This window comes from Ruegeria sp. CDSC045 (assembly GCF_059610725.1).
The window spans coordinates 115,447-132,622 of the sequence record NZ_JBXWOE010000005.1 but is presented as its reverse complement, the minus strand read 5'-3'; the positions used below and the strand labels follow the sequence as shown (position 1 = coordinate 132,622).

Sequence of the window (17,176 nt, the reverse complement as noted above, 5' to 3'; positions counted from 1 at the left end):
CCGCTCTCTGGATGCTGTATCAACCGACCAGCGGCAGCAGTATTGCCAAAGACAGAGGGATGCTCACTGCGGCGATCAGGGTTTGCAATGTGACAATCGCTGCCATCAAAGGGGCATCGCCACCCAGTTGCTTTGACAGCGTGTACGAGGATGCACCAGTTGGAACCACAGAATAAACGACAGCAATTTGCAGCACATCCCGGGGCAATCCAACCGCCAACCCGACCACCAGTACCGCTATGGGGAAGACCACCATCTTGCCTAAGAACGCAAGGATAAGCGGTAGCACACTGGCGGCCATAGCGCGCACTCTCAAATTTGCGCCTACGGCCAACAGGGTAATCGGTAAAGCCCCGGCCCCTAAAACGTCTGCTACATCATGTAAAACCGGGATCCGGTCACCGATCAGCTGGTTGGCGCCGAACGCAAGCAATATCGAAATAACATAAGGATTGCGGGCAAGCTCGCGCAGGATTGCAACAGGCAAACTGGTGGCATTGTCGCGTTGCAGTGCACCGACCAGCATGACCACCATTACGATATTGGTGGTCGGCACCAGTATCGCAGTCGCAAGAATAGCGATATCTAATCCTGTGGGACCAAAAAGATTTGCCGCCAGCGCCAGCCCGATGAATGAGTTATGCCGAGCGCTTCCCTGTAGTATCGATGTACCTTGCGGTGCCGCGAACCCAAAAAGGCGCGCACTTATGAAGGCAAAGATCAGCGCCGCAACAAACCCGCCCAGAATGGTAACCGAGTAAAGGCCAAGCGCGGATTTATCGAGTGGCGACAGCGAGATTTTGGTAAACAGCAGACAAGGCATCAGTACCCAATAGACAAGCTTGTCGTTCAGGTTCCAGAAATCGGTGCTGGGGATGCCGCCCTTTCGAAGAGCCAAGCCCAAAGCGATGATCAGAAAGATCGGCAGGATGGAAGTCAGTGTCGTCAGCATGGCGATCCGTGGGCAAAAATGAACACACCCAACCCGACACTTTCAAAGAGTGAAGATCAATGTCATTCGACGCCGAAATTGTACCTCGGTCATCAGGATGCTTCGGACTCGTCGTCGATGACGCCCATTGCATCGATTTCGACCAATAACGATGGATCAGCCAATCCCTGCACGACAACACCGGTCGAACAGTGGTGCACGCCGTCAAACCAGCGATTGATCACCTCGTAAACGGCGGGGCGATAGGAGATGTCGGTGACATAGACGGTAAGTTTGCAGACATCCGCCAAACTGCCCCCGGCTTCTTCCATCCAGCGCTGGATGTTGCGGCAGGCCTGATCTGCCTGTACGCCCGGATCGCCTTCACCAATCAATGTTCCGTCCAGCAGAGTACCAACCTGTCCCTACATGAACACAAAATCACCTCGGGCCCGGATCGCTTTGGAATAGGTCGCCTGCGCGTGATAGCGGGTCTGGTACTTGTGGATATGTGTGCGGGTCATGGCATCCCTTTCTTCAGGTGACGGCGCGAGCCAGATAGTCCTCTACCATGTCACTAAAGCTCTGTTCGACAGCGAATTCGAAACCATCCTTGCATCGCATCACCAATGCCTTGAGGCCAAACAGTTCAGTATAGGTGACAGCGTCTTTGCCGAATGCAGTGTCATGCAGATCCAACGGGCAGGCAATGGCCATCACTTCGCCCGCCTGCGGACCCACTACTTTGAAAAAGGCCAGAGTATCCGAAATCTGCACAATACTGATATTGGCGGGACAATCGGTAGGCTTGAGCTGTGCTCTCAACGTTTGTTCCAAATCCAGCGAAGCACGGGCGATCCAGTGGTCTCGCCCGATGTGATACAGCTCAATCGCATCTTTCTCTGTTCGTCTATTAGGCTTATCGGACAAACGGGGCAAAGCGTCCCCCACCCAGTTTTCAATCGTTGCCAATGCCCCTTTGAGATCGAACAGTGCGTTCAGACTCTGGCGTGTGATCTGTACGTCATAGCTCATCTCAGGACCTCAGTAATTTGCCGTCGGGGTCGTGGAACACCGGCTTGGTAATGGTGACCGGGATCACCCCATCTTTCAGGCGCACATGGGCGGATTCCCCATGCCGCGCGTGCCCGTTTTCCAGCAACGCCAAACCGACCCAACGGTCGTTCACCACACTCCAGACACAGGCGGTGACGAGCCCCTCGGTGGCTTCTTTTCGGCCTCCGGGGGTGAGCGGTGCACCTTCGGGCACTTGTCGATTGGGGTCTTCAGGAAGAATGCCAACCAGTTCTCGCCGGGTGCCGCCACCTTCACGACGCAGCCCAATCGAACGCTTACCCAAATAGTCAGGCTTCTTCTTCGACATGACCCATCCCATACCCAGATCGTAGGCATCTACAGTGCCGTCCACCTCATGCCCCAGTGACAGAAAGCCCTTTTCGACCCGCAGAACGTGGCTGGATTCCGAACCCACTGGCAGAATGCCAAAGGGCGCGCCCGCCTCGATCACTTTGTTCCACAGTGCAGCCATGTGGCGCGGCGCGACGTTGACCTCAAATGACAGCTCGCCAGTGAAACTGACACGCACGACGCGGGCCGGGATCCCAACCACGGTGCCGTCGCGGAAAGACATGAAAGGAAAGGCCTCAGACGACAGGTCAATATCTGTTCCCAACGCCTGCATGACATGGCGTGCGTGGGGGCCGCATATGGTAGCGTTGTTCCATTGGCTGGTCACAGTAGTGATCATGACCTGCCAGTCGGGAAACTCAGTCTGAAGAAGCTTTTCCATGTGCTGGTTAACCGCGTCTGCATGACCCGTCGACGTTGAGATCATCCAACGGTGCTCGTCCAGTCGAAAGACCACCCCGTCGTCCAGGATCAACCCGTCATCAGACAGCATGAGACCATAACGCCCATCACCGAGTTTCAGGCTGGACATGACATTTGAGTAAAGAAAATCGAGAAAGTGCGGGACATCACTCCCTTTCAGCTCGAATGTGCCGAGGGGGGAGCCGTCATAGACGCCTACACCGTCGCGCACCGCACGACATTCGCGGTTCACAGCCTCCTGCAACCCTTCTCCAGGTTTGGGGAAGTATCCAGGACGCTGCCAACGGGCGCCAGCTTCGTACATCACTGCACCATTGTCCTTGTTCCACTGCGTGACCGGCGTGTGGCGGTAGGGGAACAACACTGTTTCCTCGCGCAAGCCTCCGATCGCGCCAAAAGAAACTGGTGTGTAGGGAGAGCGAAAGGTTGTCGTTCCGACATCCTGCAAGGGCACACCCTTTTGCATCGCAACAGTACCGATAATGTTGATATTACCGATTTTTCCCTGGTCGATGCCCATGCCGCCGGTGGTATATCGCTTGACGTGCTCGACATTGTCATAGCCTTCGCGCAGGGCCAAGTGTACATCGCTAACCGCCACATCGTTCTGCAGATCCAGAAATGCCTTTCCACGTTGCCCCGAGACGTCTACGCGCCATAGCGGCTCGATGGCATAGGGCAGGTCCGAACCTCCTTCGATAATCCCGTCAAGCGTCAACTCTCCTGCGGCAGCTCCGACAGCGCGGCAAGCTTGGGCGGCCTGATCGGGTACGAAAGCGGACAACTCCTCATCAAACCGCAGAGTACTTCTGGATTGAGACCACAGATGCACGGTTGGGTTCCAACCGCCGGAATGGCCCAGCAGGTCACAATCGATCCAGGTCTCCGCCCCACTACTGACGGATACTGCACGTACCGCGCGCACCCGCTTGTGACCTCGCACACCTGCGGCGACGGTGCCTGTATGAACGGTGACGCCCTGTGCCATATCCAGTGCGGCTTGCGGCACTGTATCGCGACTGTCTAGGATTGCGACGACCAACACACCTGCTGCCATTAGGTCAGCTGCAACTGCGTAAACGCTGTTGTTGTTGGTAAAAAGAACAACTCGTTGTCCCGGAGTGACACCCCAACGATTGACATAAGCCTGTACTGACGAAGCGAGCATGACGCCCGGCCGATCATTGTCTGCAAAAACCATGGCGCGTTCGGTGGACCCGGTGGCGACAACCACCTCGTCTGCACGCACCCGCCAGCTCCGTTCCAGAATACTGCCTTCTAAGGGTTCCCGTTCATTCACGATCAAAAGATTATGTTCGCGATAGGCCCAGACTGTTGCATTTTGCAGATGGATAACGTTGCCCATCCCACGCAATTCTTCAACAGCTTCAGCCACCCAGTCCAATGCGGATCGCCCGTTGATTTTTAGATCCCGGTTTAACAGGCTGCCGCCCGCCTCTGTTCCCTCATCAGCAATGAACACACGTTTGCCAGCCCTGCCCGCCTCCAGCGCGGTCTGCAATCCGGCAGGTCCTGCACCAGCGATCAACACATCGGCATGGGCATGACGCGCTTCGAAGTGGCCCGAAGTAGGAGGTTGCGCGGGTGCTGCCGCCAGCCCCGCAGCTTTGCGGATAGATGGTTCGAACAGATGCCAGTTGGGCCACTTGAATGTCTTGTAGTAGAAGCCAGCTGGAATGAAGCGTCCTAACAGCTGATTAACGCCACCAAGATCAAACTCGGGCGAAGGCCAGCAGTTGACTGAGCGGGCGCTCAGCCCATCGCGCAGCGGCACAGTTGTTGCCGGACGGTTACCCGATGAATCTTCACCGTCCAGCTCGACTAAAGTCGCCGGTTCCTCAGGTCCATGACCAACGATGCCGCGCGGGCGATGATGTTTGAAACTGCGGGCTGTGATACGGACCCCATTGGCCAGCAAGGCCGAGGCCAGAGTATCTCCTTTGTAACCTTCATAGGTTTTTCCGTTAAACCGGAACGTCATTGGGCAGGTGCGATCTATACGCCCGCCCGAGGCACGACGATTACTCTGAGCCATCGGGTGCCTCCACAATGTCATGGGTTCGGGTATCGCGCCAGATTGTCAGCCATTCACCGCAACCTCGCCCGTGCCACCATTTTTCCTGCACCGGTCCTAACGGGTTCGGTGCTACAGTCAGGTACTCAACCCATTCCGCGTCGCTCACGGCATTTGGATCAGGCCGATCGGCACCGACAGGGCCGCCAAAGATAAATTCACTTTCGTTACGCTTGCCGCAGAATGGGCAGGGGATAAGCAACATGGTCCTGTCCTCTCTATCGGGCGGTTGTGGTGCCGGCTTCCATCACAAAATCCAGATGACGGAATCGGTCGAGGGTAAATGAAGACATCAGCGGATGAGGCTGACCCTTAGCAACCAGATGGGCCAGGGTCAGACCGCCTGCCGGGATCGCCTTGTAACCACCCCACCAACCCGCCGTGATGAACAGCCCCGGCACTTCGGTCTGATCCATGATAGGCGAGGCGTCATGCGCGATATCCAGATGCCCGCCCCATTGTCGCATCAGCTTGAGCTTTTTGAATGACGGGAACAACGACAACATCGTCGTCACAGTATCTTCGAACACGTTTTGCTTGATGTCCCGGCGAAAGCTCTGGCCCATGTCAGGCGCGCCGCCAATTACCATTTCACCCTTGTCAGATTGACTGAAATAGAACCCGCTGTCGGGGCAATTCACGATCACATCGACCAACGGCTGGACTGGCTCGGAAACAAAAGCTGTCAGGTTCATAGTTCGCAACGGCAGCTTCAGCCCGGCGGTTTCCGTCAACGTTGTGGTATGTCCAGACACCGCTACGACAACTTTCTTGGCTCGAATGGTTCCGCGATTGGTTTCGACACCGTCGATCGCGCCGTCTGCACCTCGGATCAGCGATTGCACTGCGGTCTGCTGGTGGATCTCGACCCCCATCGCGTCCGCCGCGCGGGCATATCCCCAGGCCACTGCATCATGCCGGTTCACACCCGCATCGGTATGTACCATGCCGCAAATGATTGGCAGCCGAGCATCAGGTCCTCCGCCAGTCAGCGCGGGAATGCGACGGCGTAATTCGTCTGTATTGATCTGCTCGTAAGTTGAGCCGTAGATGTCCATGACCAATTGCCGTCGCCGAAGCTCTCGCAGCTTGGGCCAAGTCTGTACGACATCTACCATGGTGCGCTTTGAGTGCATCATATTGAAGTTCAGCTCTTGCGTAAGCCCTTCGTACATCGCGACTGATTTGACATAGAACGGGATCGACTCGTCCCGCATGTAGTTTGAACGGATTGTCACCGTATTGCGCGCGATGTTACCGCCGCCCAGCCAGCCTCGCTCCAGCACGGCGACGTCGGTAATGCCAAATTCCTTGGCCAGATAATAGGCAGTGGCCAGACCGTGACCCCCTGCCCCAATCACGACAACTTCATACTGGTCTTTCAGGGGCGAGCTTCGCCAGGCCAAGGGCCAGTTGCGATGGCCAGAGAGCGCGTTTCGAGCGAGTGAGAACACAGAGTATTTTTGCATGTTGGTAATTCTATTAACTAAGAAGCAATATTCGTCAATAAATAAATTTACCTAAATGCAATCCCCGTTTTGGCGCGCCGCAGCATTTGAACGAGTCATCGTGCGCATCGCGTACATGACTTGTTGCGGTATTTGCTGGTTCGGTCAGGTTATTTCGGGTAGGGTGCGTCATGCATGTTCGCATCAAACAGTTTCACCGAAACCTAGCCGGAAAATGGTCAACCCGGTCGAAGTGGCCCTGTTTCATCATAAACTGTCGCAGCTCTCCAACATCCTGATTCCATGAGAACTTGGGCGCATAGCGCCTGTTTTTTTACCGCCCTCAATCTCGGGTGGAATTTATGGATGGAAAAGCAATGACAACATCAACTGAAACTATGACGGTTCAGGATACCTATGCACGCGACGGTGTCGTGCTGCTAAGGGATATCCTATCTGACGAATGGCTGACCAAACTGCGACACGCTGTAGATACCGAAATCAAAAAGGGCGACCGCTATTTCGCCTACAAGAACATGCGTGAAACGCCGGGTGTGTTTCAGGACTATTGCCTGAAGTCGGATATCGGCCAGCGCGTGTCTCAGGTAGCTGGCAGCCCATGGACATCGCTGATCTATGACCAAATATTCGTGAAGGAGCCGGGAACGCAGACTCAAACCGGATGGCATACAGATCAGCCTTATTGGCCGGTATCCGGCCCGATCATGACAATGTGGATCGCGCTTGACCCGGTCGACCCGGACAATGGAGCGCTGGAATTTGTACGTGGTTCACATGCGTGGGGGGCCAAGTACCGTCCGTTCAAAACCGATCAACTCGGTGGTTTTCTACACTATCTGGAACAGGACAATCCCGACTATATCGATATGCCAGATTTTGAGGCAAACCGCGACGACTACGACATCTTCCATTTTGAGAATATGCAGCCCGGTGATGCATTGGCCTTTGACGGGATGACCGTTCATTCTGCTATGGGTAACAGAACCACCACCCGTCGCAGGCGAGGGTATGCAATCCGTTTTGCCGTTGACGGAGCAACTTATGAGCCACGCGATTCCGTCACCGAATGGCTGCATGATGACAGTCTTAAACCGGGCGCGCCGTTTGCCGGTGGACGGTTCCCCGTCATCTACGAAACTGCGTAAATCTGCGGCAGAGGGCTGGATTTCCCAGCCCTCTGCCAAGATCTCAGGCCTTCCGCGCGACGGCCTCCTGTGACGTATTCTCGGCCTCGATAGCACGGTCAAGAACGCGTCGGAATTGTTTGGCGCCCGCATCGAGGCCCAAATCAATATTCGACGTGGTGGCGTTCTTCATACCTTTGTGGACTGCCTCCAGCACATCCTTATCCTCAAGAAATGCCATACGCGCACCGTCATTCATGTAGGTTGACACTTCGGCATCGTCGGCAAGGGAATTACGATGCTGGAACCAGAAATACCTCGTCCGATCCTCATCAATCGGGGTCATGAAATTATATGAGATATTGATGAAGGTTTCAGCAACCGGACTCTTGTCATACCCACCGGTTCCAACCGGTGTGTAAATGGACTTGTTCAACCCGATGGCAGGCATGCACATCTCATAATGTTGCAGGCGGTCGCATTCGCCCCCGAACGTCACAAGCTTGGAATAGTAAGGTGAAGGCGGTTTGTTCTCAATCCAGCGCGACACGATTACACCGCGATCTGTTTTTTCCACGTTCAATGGTTCTTCGTCCGTCCCTGCTCCCGCAAACGAACTCACGTGCACCCAAGCCACATGGCTGGGATCAAGCAGGTTGTCACAGACCCAAAGGTAGTGGCAATCGATATCCATCACGCCACCATCCGTCATGCCCCAGGTTGTGTTATCGAAATTCTCTACGGGGAAAATCTGATCAGGATTTGCCAGTGCCGGATCCCCCATCCAGATCCAGAGCAATCGATAGCGGTCAACCACCGGATAAGATTTGACAACCGCACGGCGCGGGGTCATCCCACGCTGGGTGGGGCTGTCTATGCACTTGCCCGAGCAGTCGAAAGTCAAACCGTGATAGCCGCACTCGACCAGATCGCCTATCAGATTGCCCTTTGACAAGGGCAGCTTGCGATGCGGGCACGCATCCTCCAGGGCAACCGGCGCGCCATCCTGCTGGCGATAAAGCACGACGTTTTCGCCCAGAAAGGTCTCGGCCTTCAATTCGCGACCAATATCTTTGCTCCATGCGGCAACATACCAGCAGTTTTTCAGATACATGATCCCGCTCTCCGTTCAATATCTAGCTTGCGCCAATATGGGGTAATTTCCCCGCACTTCGCCATGCTGGATTGGTAATGGGACATATAAGGTCTACTAATTTGACTCGTTTGCGAGCAGCGGGATGTCGGGTTGCGCTTTGGCTTCGGCATGAATCCAGTTCAGGAATTCGCTGACCTTTTGGCTATCCTTCGTCTCATGCCGCCGCACCAGCCAGTAGGACAAAGGAGATGGCGTCAAATGTGGGAACGGTCGCACCAATCGGCCATCACAGAGTGCGTCGATCACGAGCGGCTCACGACCGAGCGCCACGCCGAGCCCTTCGATTGCAGCTTGTACAACCATATTCGACTGCCCCAACCGACGTGTACGCAGCACTGTCGGCAAGTTAAGATCACATTGCCGGGCCCAGAATTCCCACGTCGGGTTAGCCGCACCATGACGTAGGTTTTCATCCACAAGCAGTGTGTGACGAGACAAATCTTTGATGCCATGAAGATCGGGTAACAGAGCTGGAGCACAGACAGGAAAAAGCCGTTCTTCCATCAACAGATCGGCCTGCAACCCCGGGTACTCACCCAGCCCATACCGAATGCCGATATCCGCATCGGCACCAGAAAAGGGGTGCTGCCCGGTATCTGTAGCGATCGAAATCGACAGGTCGGGATGCGCCAAATCAAAGTGAATAAGCCGCGGAAACAACCAGTTAAACGCAAAGCCCGGCAGACATGAAATGACTATTGTTCGGTCGCTGCGAGTTTTATCCCGCAACTGAGCGCAGACGTCAGAAATACGCCCCAATCCATCGGATATAGCCAGAGCCAGCTGTTCGCCCTCGCGTGTGGGACGTGACTGACGCGCACCGCGCACCAGCAATTCTCTGCCAAGCCATTCCTCCAGCGACCTTACATGCTGGCTTACCGCACTTTGACTTACACCCAGCTCTTCGGCTGCTGGCGAAAAGCCGGAATGGCGGACGACCGCCTCAAAAGCGCGAAGCGCCGAATATGGCAAATTCAGGATCATATTAGCTATCCTAATGTCAGGCATTACTTCTTTCAAATGGATTAGAGTCGATACAGGGCTCTAGATTTCTAAGATCAAATCTTTGGGGGTACTGATGTCCGACACAACGCCCGGGCGAGGAGCGCTAAACCTTCTGGTGAACTGTGCCCATGCAACAGCGGGCGACCGGTTGCTAATCGCCTACGAGCCTCCGCAGTTCGGGTATTTCGACTCAAATTGTGTAGACATCGTCAGCCAGGCGGCACAGCAGCTAGGGCTAATTGTTGATGCGGTTGATGTGGGTTTCAACCCTGACAACCCCCATCTCTCGCCCGACCTTCTTGTCCGATTTCGGGCTGCAGACATCATCCTGTTCTTGGCGCGCTTGGGCGATCAGTTGCGGTTTTCGGACATGCCGCGGGGCAAAAGGATTATTGTCAGTTTTGCGGTGAACAAAGAACTGCTGGGCTCGGGGTTTTCGAACGGCCACCACGATGCGTTTTTGGACCTCAAGTCAGACGTCAATGCGGTGCTTGATGCGGCAGACGAAGTCCGGATCACCTGCCCGCTGGGTACTGATGTACGTGGACACCCGATTATGGATCTGAAGCCCACTGGGGATACCTCGATCCTGCGCTTTCCAATGTCCGTCTTTACACCGGTTCCAGCACATAGTTTTTCTGGCAGGGTGGCCGTCAGTTTTCTTACCGGGACCGGGTCGAGGTATTATGACAATTATACTATCGAATTCGACGAACCGGTTTTTGCAATCATGGAAAATGGCCAGCTAACGCGGTTTGACGGCGACCCTGCTAATGTTGCAAGAGCTGAGGCCCACTATGATCGGGTTGCCGGGCAGTTCGACATAGATCGTAATTTCGTACATTCATGGCATGCTGGGATTCACCCAGGCTGCGGATATCCCTGGGATATGCGAGAAAATTACGAAAGATGGGGCGGGTCTGCTTTTGGCAATCCGCGTATTCTGCATTTCCACACTTGTGGTGCTTATGCCCCCGGTGAAATCAGCTGGAACGTAATCGATCCGACCATTGTGATCGACGGCGAGACTTACTGGGACAATGGTGTTTTTTACGCTGAACGGCTGCCTGCTGGACCGTCAATTCTCGATCGCCATTCCTGCGCGGCGGCATTGTTTGCTGATCCTGATCCGAATATCGGATTGCGTGCGGTTATCTGATCATTCCTAACTTGATCGAATCGCGCCCAGATAGGATGATCTATTGTTAATAGGACCCGATCAAGTTGGTCTTATGGTGCGGAGCACTCCCGTCTCCGGTGCCGGTATGTACGAAGAGGGCAAAGTCCCCCGCACCGGCAAAATTATGGAACCCATATGTCAAAAGCTATCGTTACGCCGCTGACTCAGGCCTTGGCCGAAGGAAAACTCACGCGCGAAGAACTCAAAGGATTCATGCAACGTTCAAACGGACCGGGATTGCGCCATCTGGCGCTTTGGATCCTGTTGCTTGCGTTCACCACGACGCTGATAACACTTGCCTGGAACAGCTGGCTGATCTGGCCGGCAATGTTCCTTCAAGGCGTTGTCCTGGTGCATCATTTTTCGTTGCAGCACGAATGTGTGCATTACACTGTGTTTCGGACACGCTGGCTGAATGATTTGGTTGGTCAGATCTGTGGGCTGATCATCATTCTGCCACACCGGTTTTTCCGGTACGAGCATTGCGACCATCATACCTATACCCAACTCACCGGCGAAGACCCTGAACTTATCCCTATGCCCAAGACGATTGGACAATATCTTCTTTACCTTTCAGCCCTGCCCTATTGGCGCGGTAAGTTCACCGAAGTGTTCCGACATGCCCGCGGACGGCTGAACGAGACAGAGTTGCGCTTTATCCCCAAGGTCGAGCACAAAGCGGTTTTTCGGGACGCGCGCAGGATGCTTGCCATTTACACCGCCATTTTTCTAGCCATGGCTCTGACCGGCTGGTGGGGCCTGATCTGGTATTGGATCATTCCACTGTTTCTGGGGGAACCAGTTATGCGATTTGTGCGAATGACCGAGCATGTGGGGCGACCAACGGTTGCCCAGATGTCGGAAAACACCCGCACCAATCTGGTATCAACACCGATGGCCTTTCTGTGCTGGAACATGAACTATCACGCGGAACATCATTACGTTGCATCGGTTCCATTCCATTCGCTGCCGCGCTTGCATGAAAAGCTGAAGGATCACATTTTTGTCGAAAGAGGCGGCTACTTGGCAGCGCATCGTGACATTCTGCGGCAAATTTTGCGGCGTGAACCCGAGCAATCGGCAGAGGTTTGAGCGATGGGAAATGAGAAACCATGGCGCGACCTGATCGATGTTGCGAAGCTGGAAAAGAACTGGGTCACGCGCGTTGAGATCGGACCACGGCTAATTGCCGTTTATGATACGCCAAGCGGTGTTTATGCCTCGCTGGCGCTGTGTAACCATGGCGGCGCTGATTTATGTGACGGCTACTTCGATGGACACGTGATTGAATGTCCGTTGCATCAGGGCGCGTTCGATGTACGAGACGGCAAACCCGTGTCAGCACCCGCAACGCGAGCAATGCGCATTTTTGACACTCGGGTCGAAAATGGAATGGTTCAGGTCAGGCTATGAATGTGTCCACGTACCTATCAGCCATGTGCGTTAGGCAAGCGCCGGTATTCCGGGCATAGCCACATATCCGTGTAATGCTTCAACCCGTTGGATCCAATTTCGAACCGACGGGTACGGGGACAATGGAATGTTGCCCTGATAAGCTAACGCTGTGTACGGGTAACAGGCCAGATCCGCCAGGGTCAGCCTGCCACACGTCAGCCAAGGGCTGTCTGACAACTGCCGCTCCATGATCTCCAGCGACGCCTCGCCCAGTGATTGCGGTCCGATCAGATCAATATCCCGTTCAAATAAAACAATCGCTCTGGCTGTTGCCATGCCGTGAAATATCTCATTGACCGAGAATGAGAGCCACTGCTGAATCTCGCCGTGTTCTTCCGGTGTTCTGGGTCCCCAATTCTCAGCATCGTATTTCTGTGCCAGGTACAACATGATTGCCGTACTGTCGCGCAGAACAAATCCGTCATCATCGATAACAGGAACCTTGTGCAGCGGGTTTATCCGCAGAAACTCTTCCTGTTTCTGGTCGCAGTTCAGCAGATCAATATCGATGAGCTGATATTCAAGCTTCAGCATCGACAACAACAATTGGACTTTGTGGCAGCTACCAGATAACTTGAAATCGTAAAGACGTATCATTCGGGTCGTCCGACCTATCGTTTATCCGATCGTTTTTCGAGGCGGGCAAAGATACGGCTGAGGCTGAAACAGACGATAAAATAGAAAGCTGCCGTTGTGATCCAGGCCTCAAAGATCATACGTGAGGACGCAACAAGTTCGACGGTCTTGTATGTCAGTTCCTGTACTGAGATCAGTGACAAGATCGAGCTGTCCTTAATCAACGAAATAAATTGGTTTGCCAGAGGCGGGACCACTTTCTTCAACGCTTGAGGCAGGACTACATAGCGAAGTTCCTGTAGTTGACTCATCCCGATCGAACGCGCGGCTTCGCGCTGGCCTTTCGGAATTGACTGAATACCCGCCCGGATAATTTCCCCGACAAAGGCGCTTTCAAACAACGCCAGAACGATGACTCCGGAAACCAGCGAAGGGAAACGCCGCATTTCGCCAAAAAAGAAAGTCCAGACCTGGTTGTTCTCTTGTCGCGCGATTCCACGCGCCCAGCGTTCAAGATTCAGGGCGTCAATCAGTTGTTGGGACAGGAAAAAGAAGAAGATAAAGACGACAACAACCGGTGGCACGTTGCGCAAAAACTCGAGGTAGGTTCGGGCCAGCATCCGGATTGTCAAATTAGCTGAACACCGGGCAACGCCCAAAATAGTGCCCAACAGAAGGGCCAGAATGCCGGAATAGATACTGATGCGAACGGTGGCAGCTAGCCCCTGCAAAAGCAGGTTGGCAAAGTACTCTTCACGACTTGAATGCCAGCCGACTATATATCCAGGAATAAGCTCCCAGCGCCATTTGTAATTGAGCGTGCCTTCGATCGACAGCCAGATATACCCGAAAAAGGCAATCAAAATCGCCAGGATCAGGTAGTCGGGCCATCTGAGCTTCTTGATGAAATTCTGCACCGGGCGCGCTCCGCGTCAATCTCGGGGGCGGTGCACCCGCCCCCGGTTAGTTTAGTTACTGCGCAACCTGATCAGCCCACTCTTCGGTGGCGAACCAATAGTTGTGACGCTCTTCCAGCCAACCGGACCGCCATTGCTGTGCAATCCAGTTGTTGAAAAAATTCATGGCATCCGGATCACCTTTGCGCACCCCAAAGGCCTCACCGCGCGGGTCATAGAGATTTTCGAACGGAACGGACAACGTTTCAGGATTGCGCCCCGCTTCGCGGTTTGGAGTCGGTTGCGCAGCCATTGATGCATGCGCGTTGCCGTTTAGAACTTCCTGGGTCGAAGCCCCGTCCTCATCGAACAAAAGCAAGGTCGCATCAGGGAAGTTCTGTGCGATCACCGCAGCCGGGGTCGCACCGCGGCGGGCGGCAAAAGTGATCTCTGGTTTATTGAAATCTTCCAGTGTCATGCCTTCGGTCATCGATTTGTTGGCCAGGATGGCCAGACCTGAATAGGCGTAAGGATCGGTAAAGTTGATGGTCAGGTTTCGCTGCGCGGTCATCGACATACCTGAGATAATCACGTCGAAATTGGACGACACCAACGCAGGGATGATGCCATCCCAGGCGGTTGGAACGAATTCGACCTCGACCCCCATGTCTTCGGCCAATTTGCGCCCAACATCCAGTTCGAAGCCGATCAGCTCACCATTATTGTCACGCATCGACCACGGCACGAACAGTGAAAGACCAATCCGGATCACCCCGTCCTGCTTGATGGTTTCAATCACACTTTCACTGGACAGTTCCTGGGTCGCGCTTTGTGCCCAGCTTGAGGTCGCCAGTCCAGTCGCCACGACCGCACCCAGGGCTACCCCGAGCATTCTGCGAGAAAGCTTCATATTGGTTCTCCTTGTTGTCCGACAATTTGTTCAGGTTTATTGGTCGACGGCATATTTCTTCTCCAGATAGCTCACGCCGATCGACAGGATCAGGGTCACCACCAGATAGACCAATGCGATGGTGAACCAGATTTCGAAACTCATGTAGGTGTCAGAAATGATGTTACGTCCGAAAGTGGTCAGTTCGGCCACCGCAATCACGCTGACAATTGCTGATGATTTGATCAGATGAACGACCTCGCCGGTCATCGGCGGGAGCATGAACCGCACCGATTGTGGCAGGATGATGTAACGATATATCTGAAAGGGGCTCATCCCGATGGATTTGGCCGCTTCCCACTGGCCCGTGGGGATGGCGTTGATCCCCGCCCGCAAAATCTCAGATATCAACGCAGAATGAAACACCGCCAGGGTCAAGATACTCGCGGTATAACGATTAAACCCGAAGATCGGACCCAGCACATAGTAAAAGAGATAAAGCAGAACCAAGAGCGGGATGTTCCGGATAAGCTCAAGGTAGCCAACCGCAACCGCTGAACCCACGACCAGTCCGGACAGCCGCAATAGCGCCAACAACAACCCCAGAACGGTTGCCAGCAAAAAGGCCGTGACGGATAGTTGAATAGTGGCGACCAGACCAATCGGAATTTCGCCCCACTCGAACCCAACCTCGGTATTGCGGTACAGGAACTGTGGTACGCGGTACCACTGCCAATTATACCCCATGCCCTGAGCACCAGCATAAGAGCCATAGGCAATCAAACCTACGATGATTGTATAGATAGCGATCGATACGGGTACTGAGCCAAAAAACCTCTTAATGACCGGCGGTTTCGGCAGCGCCTGACCTGTAGGTCCCGATATGCCCAAATCGCTCATATCAGTGTTCCAGAATTTGGTTTAGGAACAAGCGACAGCGTTCGCTTGAGGGGTTGGTAAAGAACTGTTCCGGCGGCGAAACTTCGACAATTTGCCCCGCTTCCATAAAAACCATCGTATCAGCGACCTTACGGGCAAATCCCATCTCATGGGTGACGACGACCATGGTCATACCGGTCTCAGCAAGTTCAACCATCACATCCAGCACTTCGTTGATCATTTCGGGATCAAGGGCAGAGGTCGGCTCATCAAAAAGCATGATCCGGGTTTCCATGCACAGGGATCGTGCAATGGCCACCCGCTGTTGTTGTCCACCAGATAGTTGAGCCGGGTATTTATCTGCTTGTTCAGGAATGTGGACCCGGTCCAGATAATTGCGCGCAGTCTCTTCGGCCTGAGATTTTGATACCTTGCGCACCTTCATCGGTCCGATCATCAGGTTTTCAAGAACAGTCAGATGCGGAAACAGATTGAACTGTTGGAAGACCATCCCAACTTCTTGCCGTAATTCGCGGATTTCCTTTATGCCTTCATATACTTCGATCCCATCGATCACGAGACGCCCGGAATTGTGCCACTCCAAACCATTGAAACAGCGGATCAACGTGGATTTCCCCGAACCGGACGGGCCGCAGATCACCACCTTTTCACCCTGATGAACACTCAGATCAATGTTCTTAAGCGCATGAAATGAGCCATAGAATTTATCCAGGTTGGTTACCTCAATCATGGGAGAAGGTTGGTTCATGATGGGCCTGTCGTTTCGGGAGACCACACTTTCGGGTGTCCTCGTGAGTGGATGAAATCAGAGGTGAGAAAGCTACCGCCCCGAAAATCCGTCGGGAAATTCTGTTGCCGTGGCTCGATCCGGGGATTGCCCAGATAGCAGCCGTTGGCTTGGCGATGCGATTGAGTGGAGCAATCGGGCAAGGCCATAGAATCCTCAAATCTGTTGCACGCTAATTAATATGGTTGCTTAATATGCAATATTCGTCAATAAAAAACTCAACGGGCAGGTTCTGGCTGCCTAAAAATTGAGCTGACGACCAAGGGAGGAAACATAAATGTCTGCCTGGATTCGGATGATTTCTGACGAAGAAGCCGACGATCAGCTAAAAGCCACATTGGATATGGCACGCACGCCGCACGGGACAGTGGATAATGTCATGCGCGTGCATTCCCTGCGGCCCAACACAATGAAAGGGCATGTTATTTTGTACCGGGCGTGCCTGCACGATCACGCAAACTCCATACCGATGTGGTTTCAGGAAGTCATCAGCTCTTACGTGTCGACCCTGAACAACTGCCCCTACTCCTATGCCAACCACTGGGCAAACGCTCGGCACCTGATTGATGACAATGCGCGCGCCGATGAAATTGAGGCTGCGCTAAAGGCCCACCAACCGCAGGATGCTTTTGAAGGGGCACACCTTGCTGCATTGATCTATGCCGAGAAACTTACCCTAGCACCCGGAACGATGGTTGAGACGGATGCAACCACACTGAAAGTTGCAGGTTGGGAGGATGGCGAGATCCTCGAAATCAACCAGATTGTGAGCTATTTCAACTATGCCAACCGTTTACTAAACGGTCTCGGCGTCACCACGGATGGGGACGTCGTGGGTTACTACGCCGACGAGTGACAGGAT

Annotated in this window: 17 protein-coding genes and 1 pseudogene; 5 read left to right on the top strand and 13 right to left on the bottom strand. The window is 54.0% G+C overall.

From position 1 onward, the window contains the following. Positions 1–19: 19 nt before the first annotated feature. The 6 genes and pseudogenes from AC2FH6_RS11225 to AC2FH6_RS11200 form a co-directional block, all read right to left on the bottom strand. Entirely contained in the window at positions 20–952 is a 933-nt protein-coding gene (locus AC2FH6_RS11225; RefSeq protein ID WP_496691494.1) for an AEC family transporter, read from the bottom strand. A 92-nt stretch (positions 953–1,044) separates the two neighbouring features. Then, positions 1,045–1,344, bottom strand: a pseudogene (locus AC2FH6_RS11220) (RidA family protein); the annotation flags it as partial. 124 nt (positions 1,345–1,468) lie between these two features. Further along, complete coding sequence (locus AC2FH6_RS11215) at positions 1,469–1,966, bottom strand: sarcosine oxidase subunit gamma (protein ID WP_496702603.1); 498 nt, start codon at positions 1,964–1,966, stop codon at positions 1,469–1,471. A 1-nt stretch (position 1,967) separates the two neighbouring features. After that, entirely contained in the window at positions 1,968–4,838 is a 2,871-nt protein-coding gene (locus AC2FH6_RS11210) for a 2Fe-2S iron-sulfur cluster-binding protein (RefSeq protein WP_496702601.1), read from the bottom strand. Further along, a complete protein-coding gene (locus tag AC2FH6_RS11205) occupies positions 4,825–5,082 on the bottom strand; it encodes a sarcosine oxidase subunit delta (protein ID WP_496691490.1) in 258 nt (85 codons plus the stop codon). Before AC2FH6_RS11205 ends, AC2FH6_RS11210 begins: the two co-directional genes overlap by 14 nt. Before the next feature lie 13 nt (positions 5,083–5,095). Further along, a complete protein-coding gene (locus AC2FH6_RS11200) occupies positions 5,096–6,346 on the bottom strand; it encodes an FAD-dependent oxidoreductase (protein ID WP_496702599.1) in 1,251 nt (416 codons plus the stop codon). Between the two features lie 356 nt (positions 6,347–6,702). Here AC2FH6_RS11200 and AC2FH6_RS11195 point away from each other — a divergent pair, with 356 nt between their 5' ends. After that, positions 6,703–7,491, top strand: coding sequence for a phytanoyl-CoA dioxygenase family protein (locus AC2FH6_RS11195; RefSeq protein WP_496698233.1), 789 nt, complete (start codon positions 6,703–6,705; stop codon positions 7,489–7,491). Between the two features lie 43 nt (positions 7,492–7,534). On the opposite strand, the gene AC2FH6_RS11190 is transcribed toward AC2FH6_RS11195, so the two are convergent. Together AC2FH6_RS11190 and AC2FH6_RS11185 are read right to left on the bottom strand one after the other, a co-directional pair. Then, on the bottom strand, positions 7,535–8,584 hold the full coding sequence (locus AC2FH6_RS11190) for an aromatic ring-hydroxylating dioxygenase subunit alpha (protein ID WP_496702597.1): 1,050 nt from the start codon (positions 8,582–8,584) through the stop codon (positions 7,535–7,537). A gap of 96 nt (positions 8,585–8,680) precedes the next feature. After that, positions 8,681–9,610, bottom strand: a complete 930-nt coding sequence (locus AC2FH6_RS11185; protein WP_496698230.1) for a LysR substrate-binding domain-containing protein — start codon at positions 9,608–9,610, stop codon at positions 8,681–8,683. A 94-nt stretch (positions 9,611–9,704) separates the two neighbouring features. On the opposite strand from AC2FH6_RS11185, the gene AC2FH6_RS11180 reads away from it, so the two are divergent. From AC2FH6_RS11180 to AC2FH6_RS11170, 3 genes are all read left to right on the top strand, one after another. Beyond that, complete coding sequence (locus AC2FH6_RS11180; RefSeq protein WP_496702595.1) at positions 9,705–10,790, top strand: hypothetical protein; 1,086 nt, start codon at positions 9,705–9,707, stop codon at positions 10,788–10,790. A 156-nt stretch (positions 10,791–10,946) separates the two neighbouring features. Continuing rightward, positions 10,947–11,903 carry a fatty acid desaturase family protein gene (locus AC2FH6_RS11175; protein WP_496702593.1) on the top strand — a complete coding sequence of 319 codons (957 nt, stop codon included), beginning with the start codon at positions 10,947–10,949 and terminating at the stop codon, positions 11,901–11,903. Positions 11,904–11,906: 3 nt separating this feature from the next. Further along, positions 11,907–12,224, top strand: a complete 318-nt coding sequence (locus tag AC2FH6_RS11170) for a non-heme iron oxygenase ferredoxin subunit (RefSeq protein ID WP_496702247.1) — start codon at positions 11,907–11,909, stop codon at positions 12,222–12,224. 30 nt (positions 12,225–12,254) lie between these two features. On the opposite strand, the gene AC2FH6_RS11165 is transcribed toward AC2FH6_RS11170, so the two are convergent. Genes AC2FH6_RS11165 through AC2FH6_RS11145 form a run of 5 tightly spaced genes read right to left on the bottom strand, consistent with a single transcriptional unit; the run spans position 12,255 to position 16,275 of the window. Continuing rightward, complete coding sequence (locus AC2FH6_RS11165; protein ID WP_496702591.1) at positions 12,255–12,863, bottom strand: glutathione S-transferase family protein; 609 nt, start codon at positions 12,861–12,863, stop codon at positions 12,255–12,257. Between the two features lie 14 nt (positions 12,864–12,877). Then, the gene (locus AC2FH6_RS11160) at positions 12,878–13,759 is read right to left on the bottom strand and encodes an amino acid ABC transporter permease (RefSeq protein ID WP_496702590.1); all 882 of its coding nucleotides are present in this window, start codon (positions 13,757–13,759) and stop codon (positions 12,878–12,880) included. Between the two features lie 55 nt (positions 13,760–13,814). Continuing rightward, complete coding sequence (locus AC2FH6_RS11155; protein WP_496691480.1) at positions 13,815–14,648, bottom strand: transporter substrate-binding domain-containing protein; 834 nt, start codon at positions 14,646–14,648, stop codon at positions 13,815–13,817. Between the two features lie 36 nt (positions 14,649–14,684). Further along, entirely contained in the window at positions 14,685–15,527 is an 843-nt protein-coding gene (locus AC2FH6_RS11150; RefSeq protein WP_496691479.1) for an amino acid ABC transporter permease, read from the bottom strand. Position 15,528: 1 nt separating this feature from the next. Continuing rightward, entirely contained in the window at positions 15,529–16,275 is a 747-nt protein-coding gene (locus tag AC2FH6_RS11145) for an amino acid ABC transporter ATP-binding protein (protein ID WP_496698216.1), read from the bottom strand. A 316-nt stretch (positions 16,276–16,591) separates the two neighbouring features. Between AC2FH6_RS11145 and AC2FH6_RS11140 the strand changes: the two genes are divergently transcribed. After that, positions 16,592–17,170: a carboxymuconolactone decarboxylase family protein gene (locus AC2FH6_RS11140; protein ID WP_496702587.1), complete on the top strand. Its 579-nt coding sequence runs from the start codon at positions 16,592–16,594 to the stop codon at positions 17,168–17,170. Positions 17,171–17,176 lie beyond the last annotated feature (6 nt).

Coding starts and splice junctions, on each gene's coding strand:
- AC2FH6_RS11210 (WP_496702601.1), bottom strand. CDS start 4,838: ATGGCTCAGAGTAATCGTCGTGCCTCGGGCGGGCGTATAGATCGCACC.
- AC2FH6_RS11150 (WP_496691479.1), bottom strand. CDS start 15,527: ATGAGCGATTTGGGCATATCGGGACCTACAGGTCAGGCGCTGCCGAAA.
- AC2FH6_RS11195 (WP_496698233.1), top strand. CDS start 6,703: ATGACAACATCAACTGAAACTATGACGGTTCAGGATACCTATGCACGC.
- AC2FH6_RS11180 (WP_496702595.1), top strand. CDS start 9,705: ATGTCCGACACAACGCCCGGGCGAGGAGCGCTAAACCTTCTGGTGAAC.
- AC2FH6_RS11190 (WP_496702597.1), bottom strand. CDS start 8,584: ATGTATCTGAAAAACTGCTGGTATGTTGCCGCATGGAGCAAAGATATT.
- AC2FH6_RS11155 (WP_496691480.1), bottom strand. CDS start 14,648: ATGAAGCTTTCTCGCAGAATGCTCGGGGTAGCCCTGGGTGCGGTCGTG.
- AC2FH6_RS11185 (WP_496698230.1), bottom strand. CDS start 9,610: ATGATCCTGAATTTGCCATATTCGGCGCTTCGCGCTTTTGAGGCGGTC.
- AC2FH6_RS11175 (WP_496702593.1), top strand. CDS start 10,947: ATGTCAAAAGCTATCGTTACGCCGCTGACTCAGGCCTTGGCCGAAGGA.
- AC2FH6_RS11140 (WP_496702587.1), top strand. CDS start 16,592: ATGTCTGCCTGGATTCGGATGATTTCTGACGAAGAAGCCGACGATCAG.
- AC2FH6_RS11165 (WP_496702591.1), bottom strand. CDS start 12,863: ATGATACGTCTTTACGATTTCAAGTTATCTGGTAGCTGCCACAAAGTC.
- AC2FH6_RS11225 (WP_496691494.1), bottom strand. CDS start 952: ATGCTGACGACACTGACTTCCATCCTGCCGATCTTTCTGATCATCGCT.
- AC2FH6_RS11200 (WP_496702599.1), bottom strand. CDS start 6,346: ATGCAAAAATACTCTGTGTTCTCACTCGCTCGAAACGCGCTCTCTGGC.
- AC2FH6_RS11170 (WP_496702247.1), top strand. CDS start 11,907: ATGGGAAATGAGAAACCATGGCGCGACCTGATCGATGTTGCGAAGCTG.
- AC2FH6_RS11145 (WP_496698216.1), bottom strand. CDS start 16,275: ATGAACCAACCTTCTCCCATGATTGAGGTAACCAACCTGGATAAATTC.
- AC2FH6_RS11205 (WP_496691490.1), bottom strand. CDS start 5,082: ATGTTGCTTATCCCCTGCCCATTCTGCGGCAAGCGTAACGAAAGTGAA.
- AC2FH6_RS11215 (WP_496702603.1), bottom strand. CDS start 1,966: ATGAGCTATGACGTACAGATCACACGCCAGAGTCTGAACGCACTGTTC.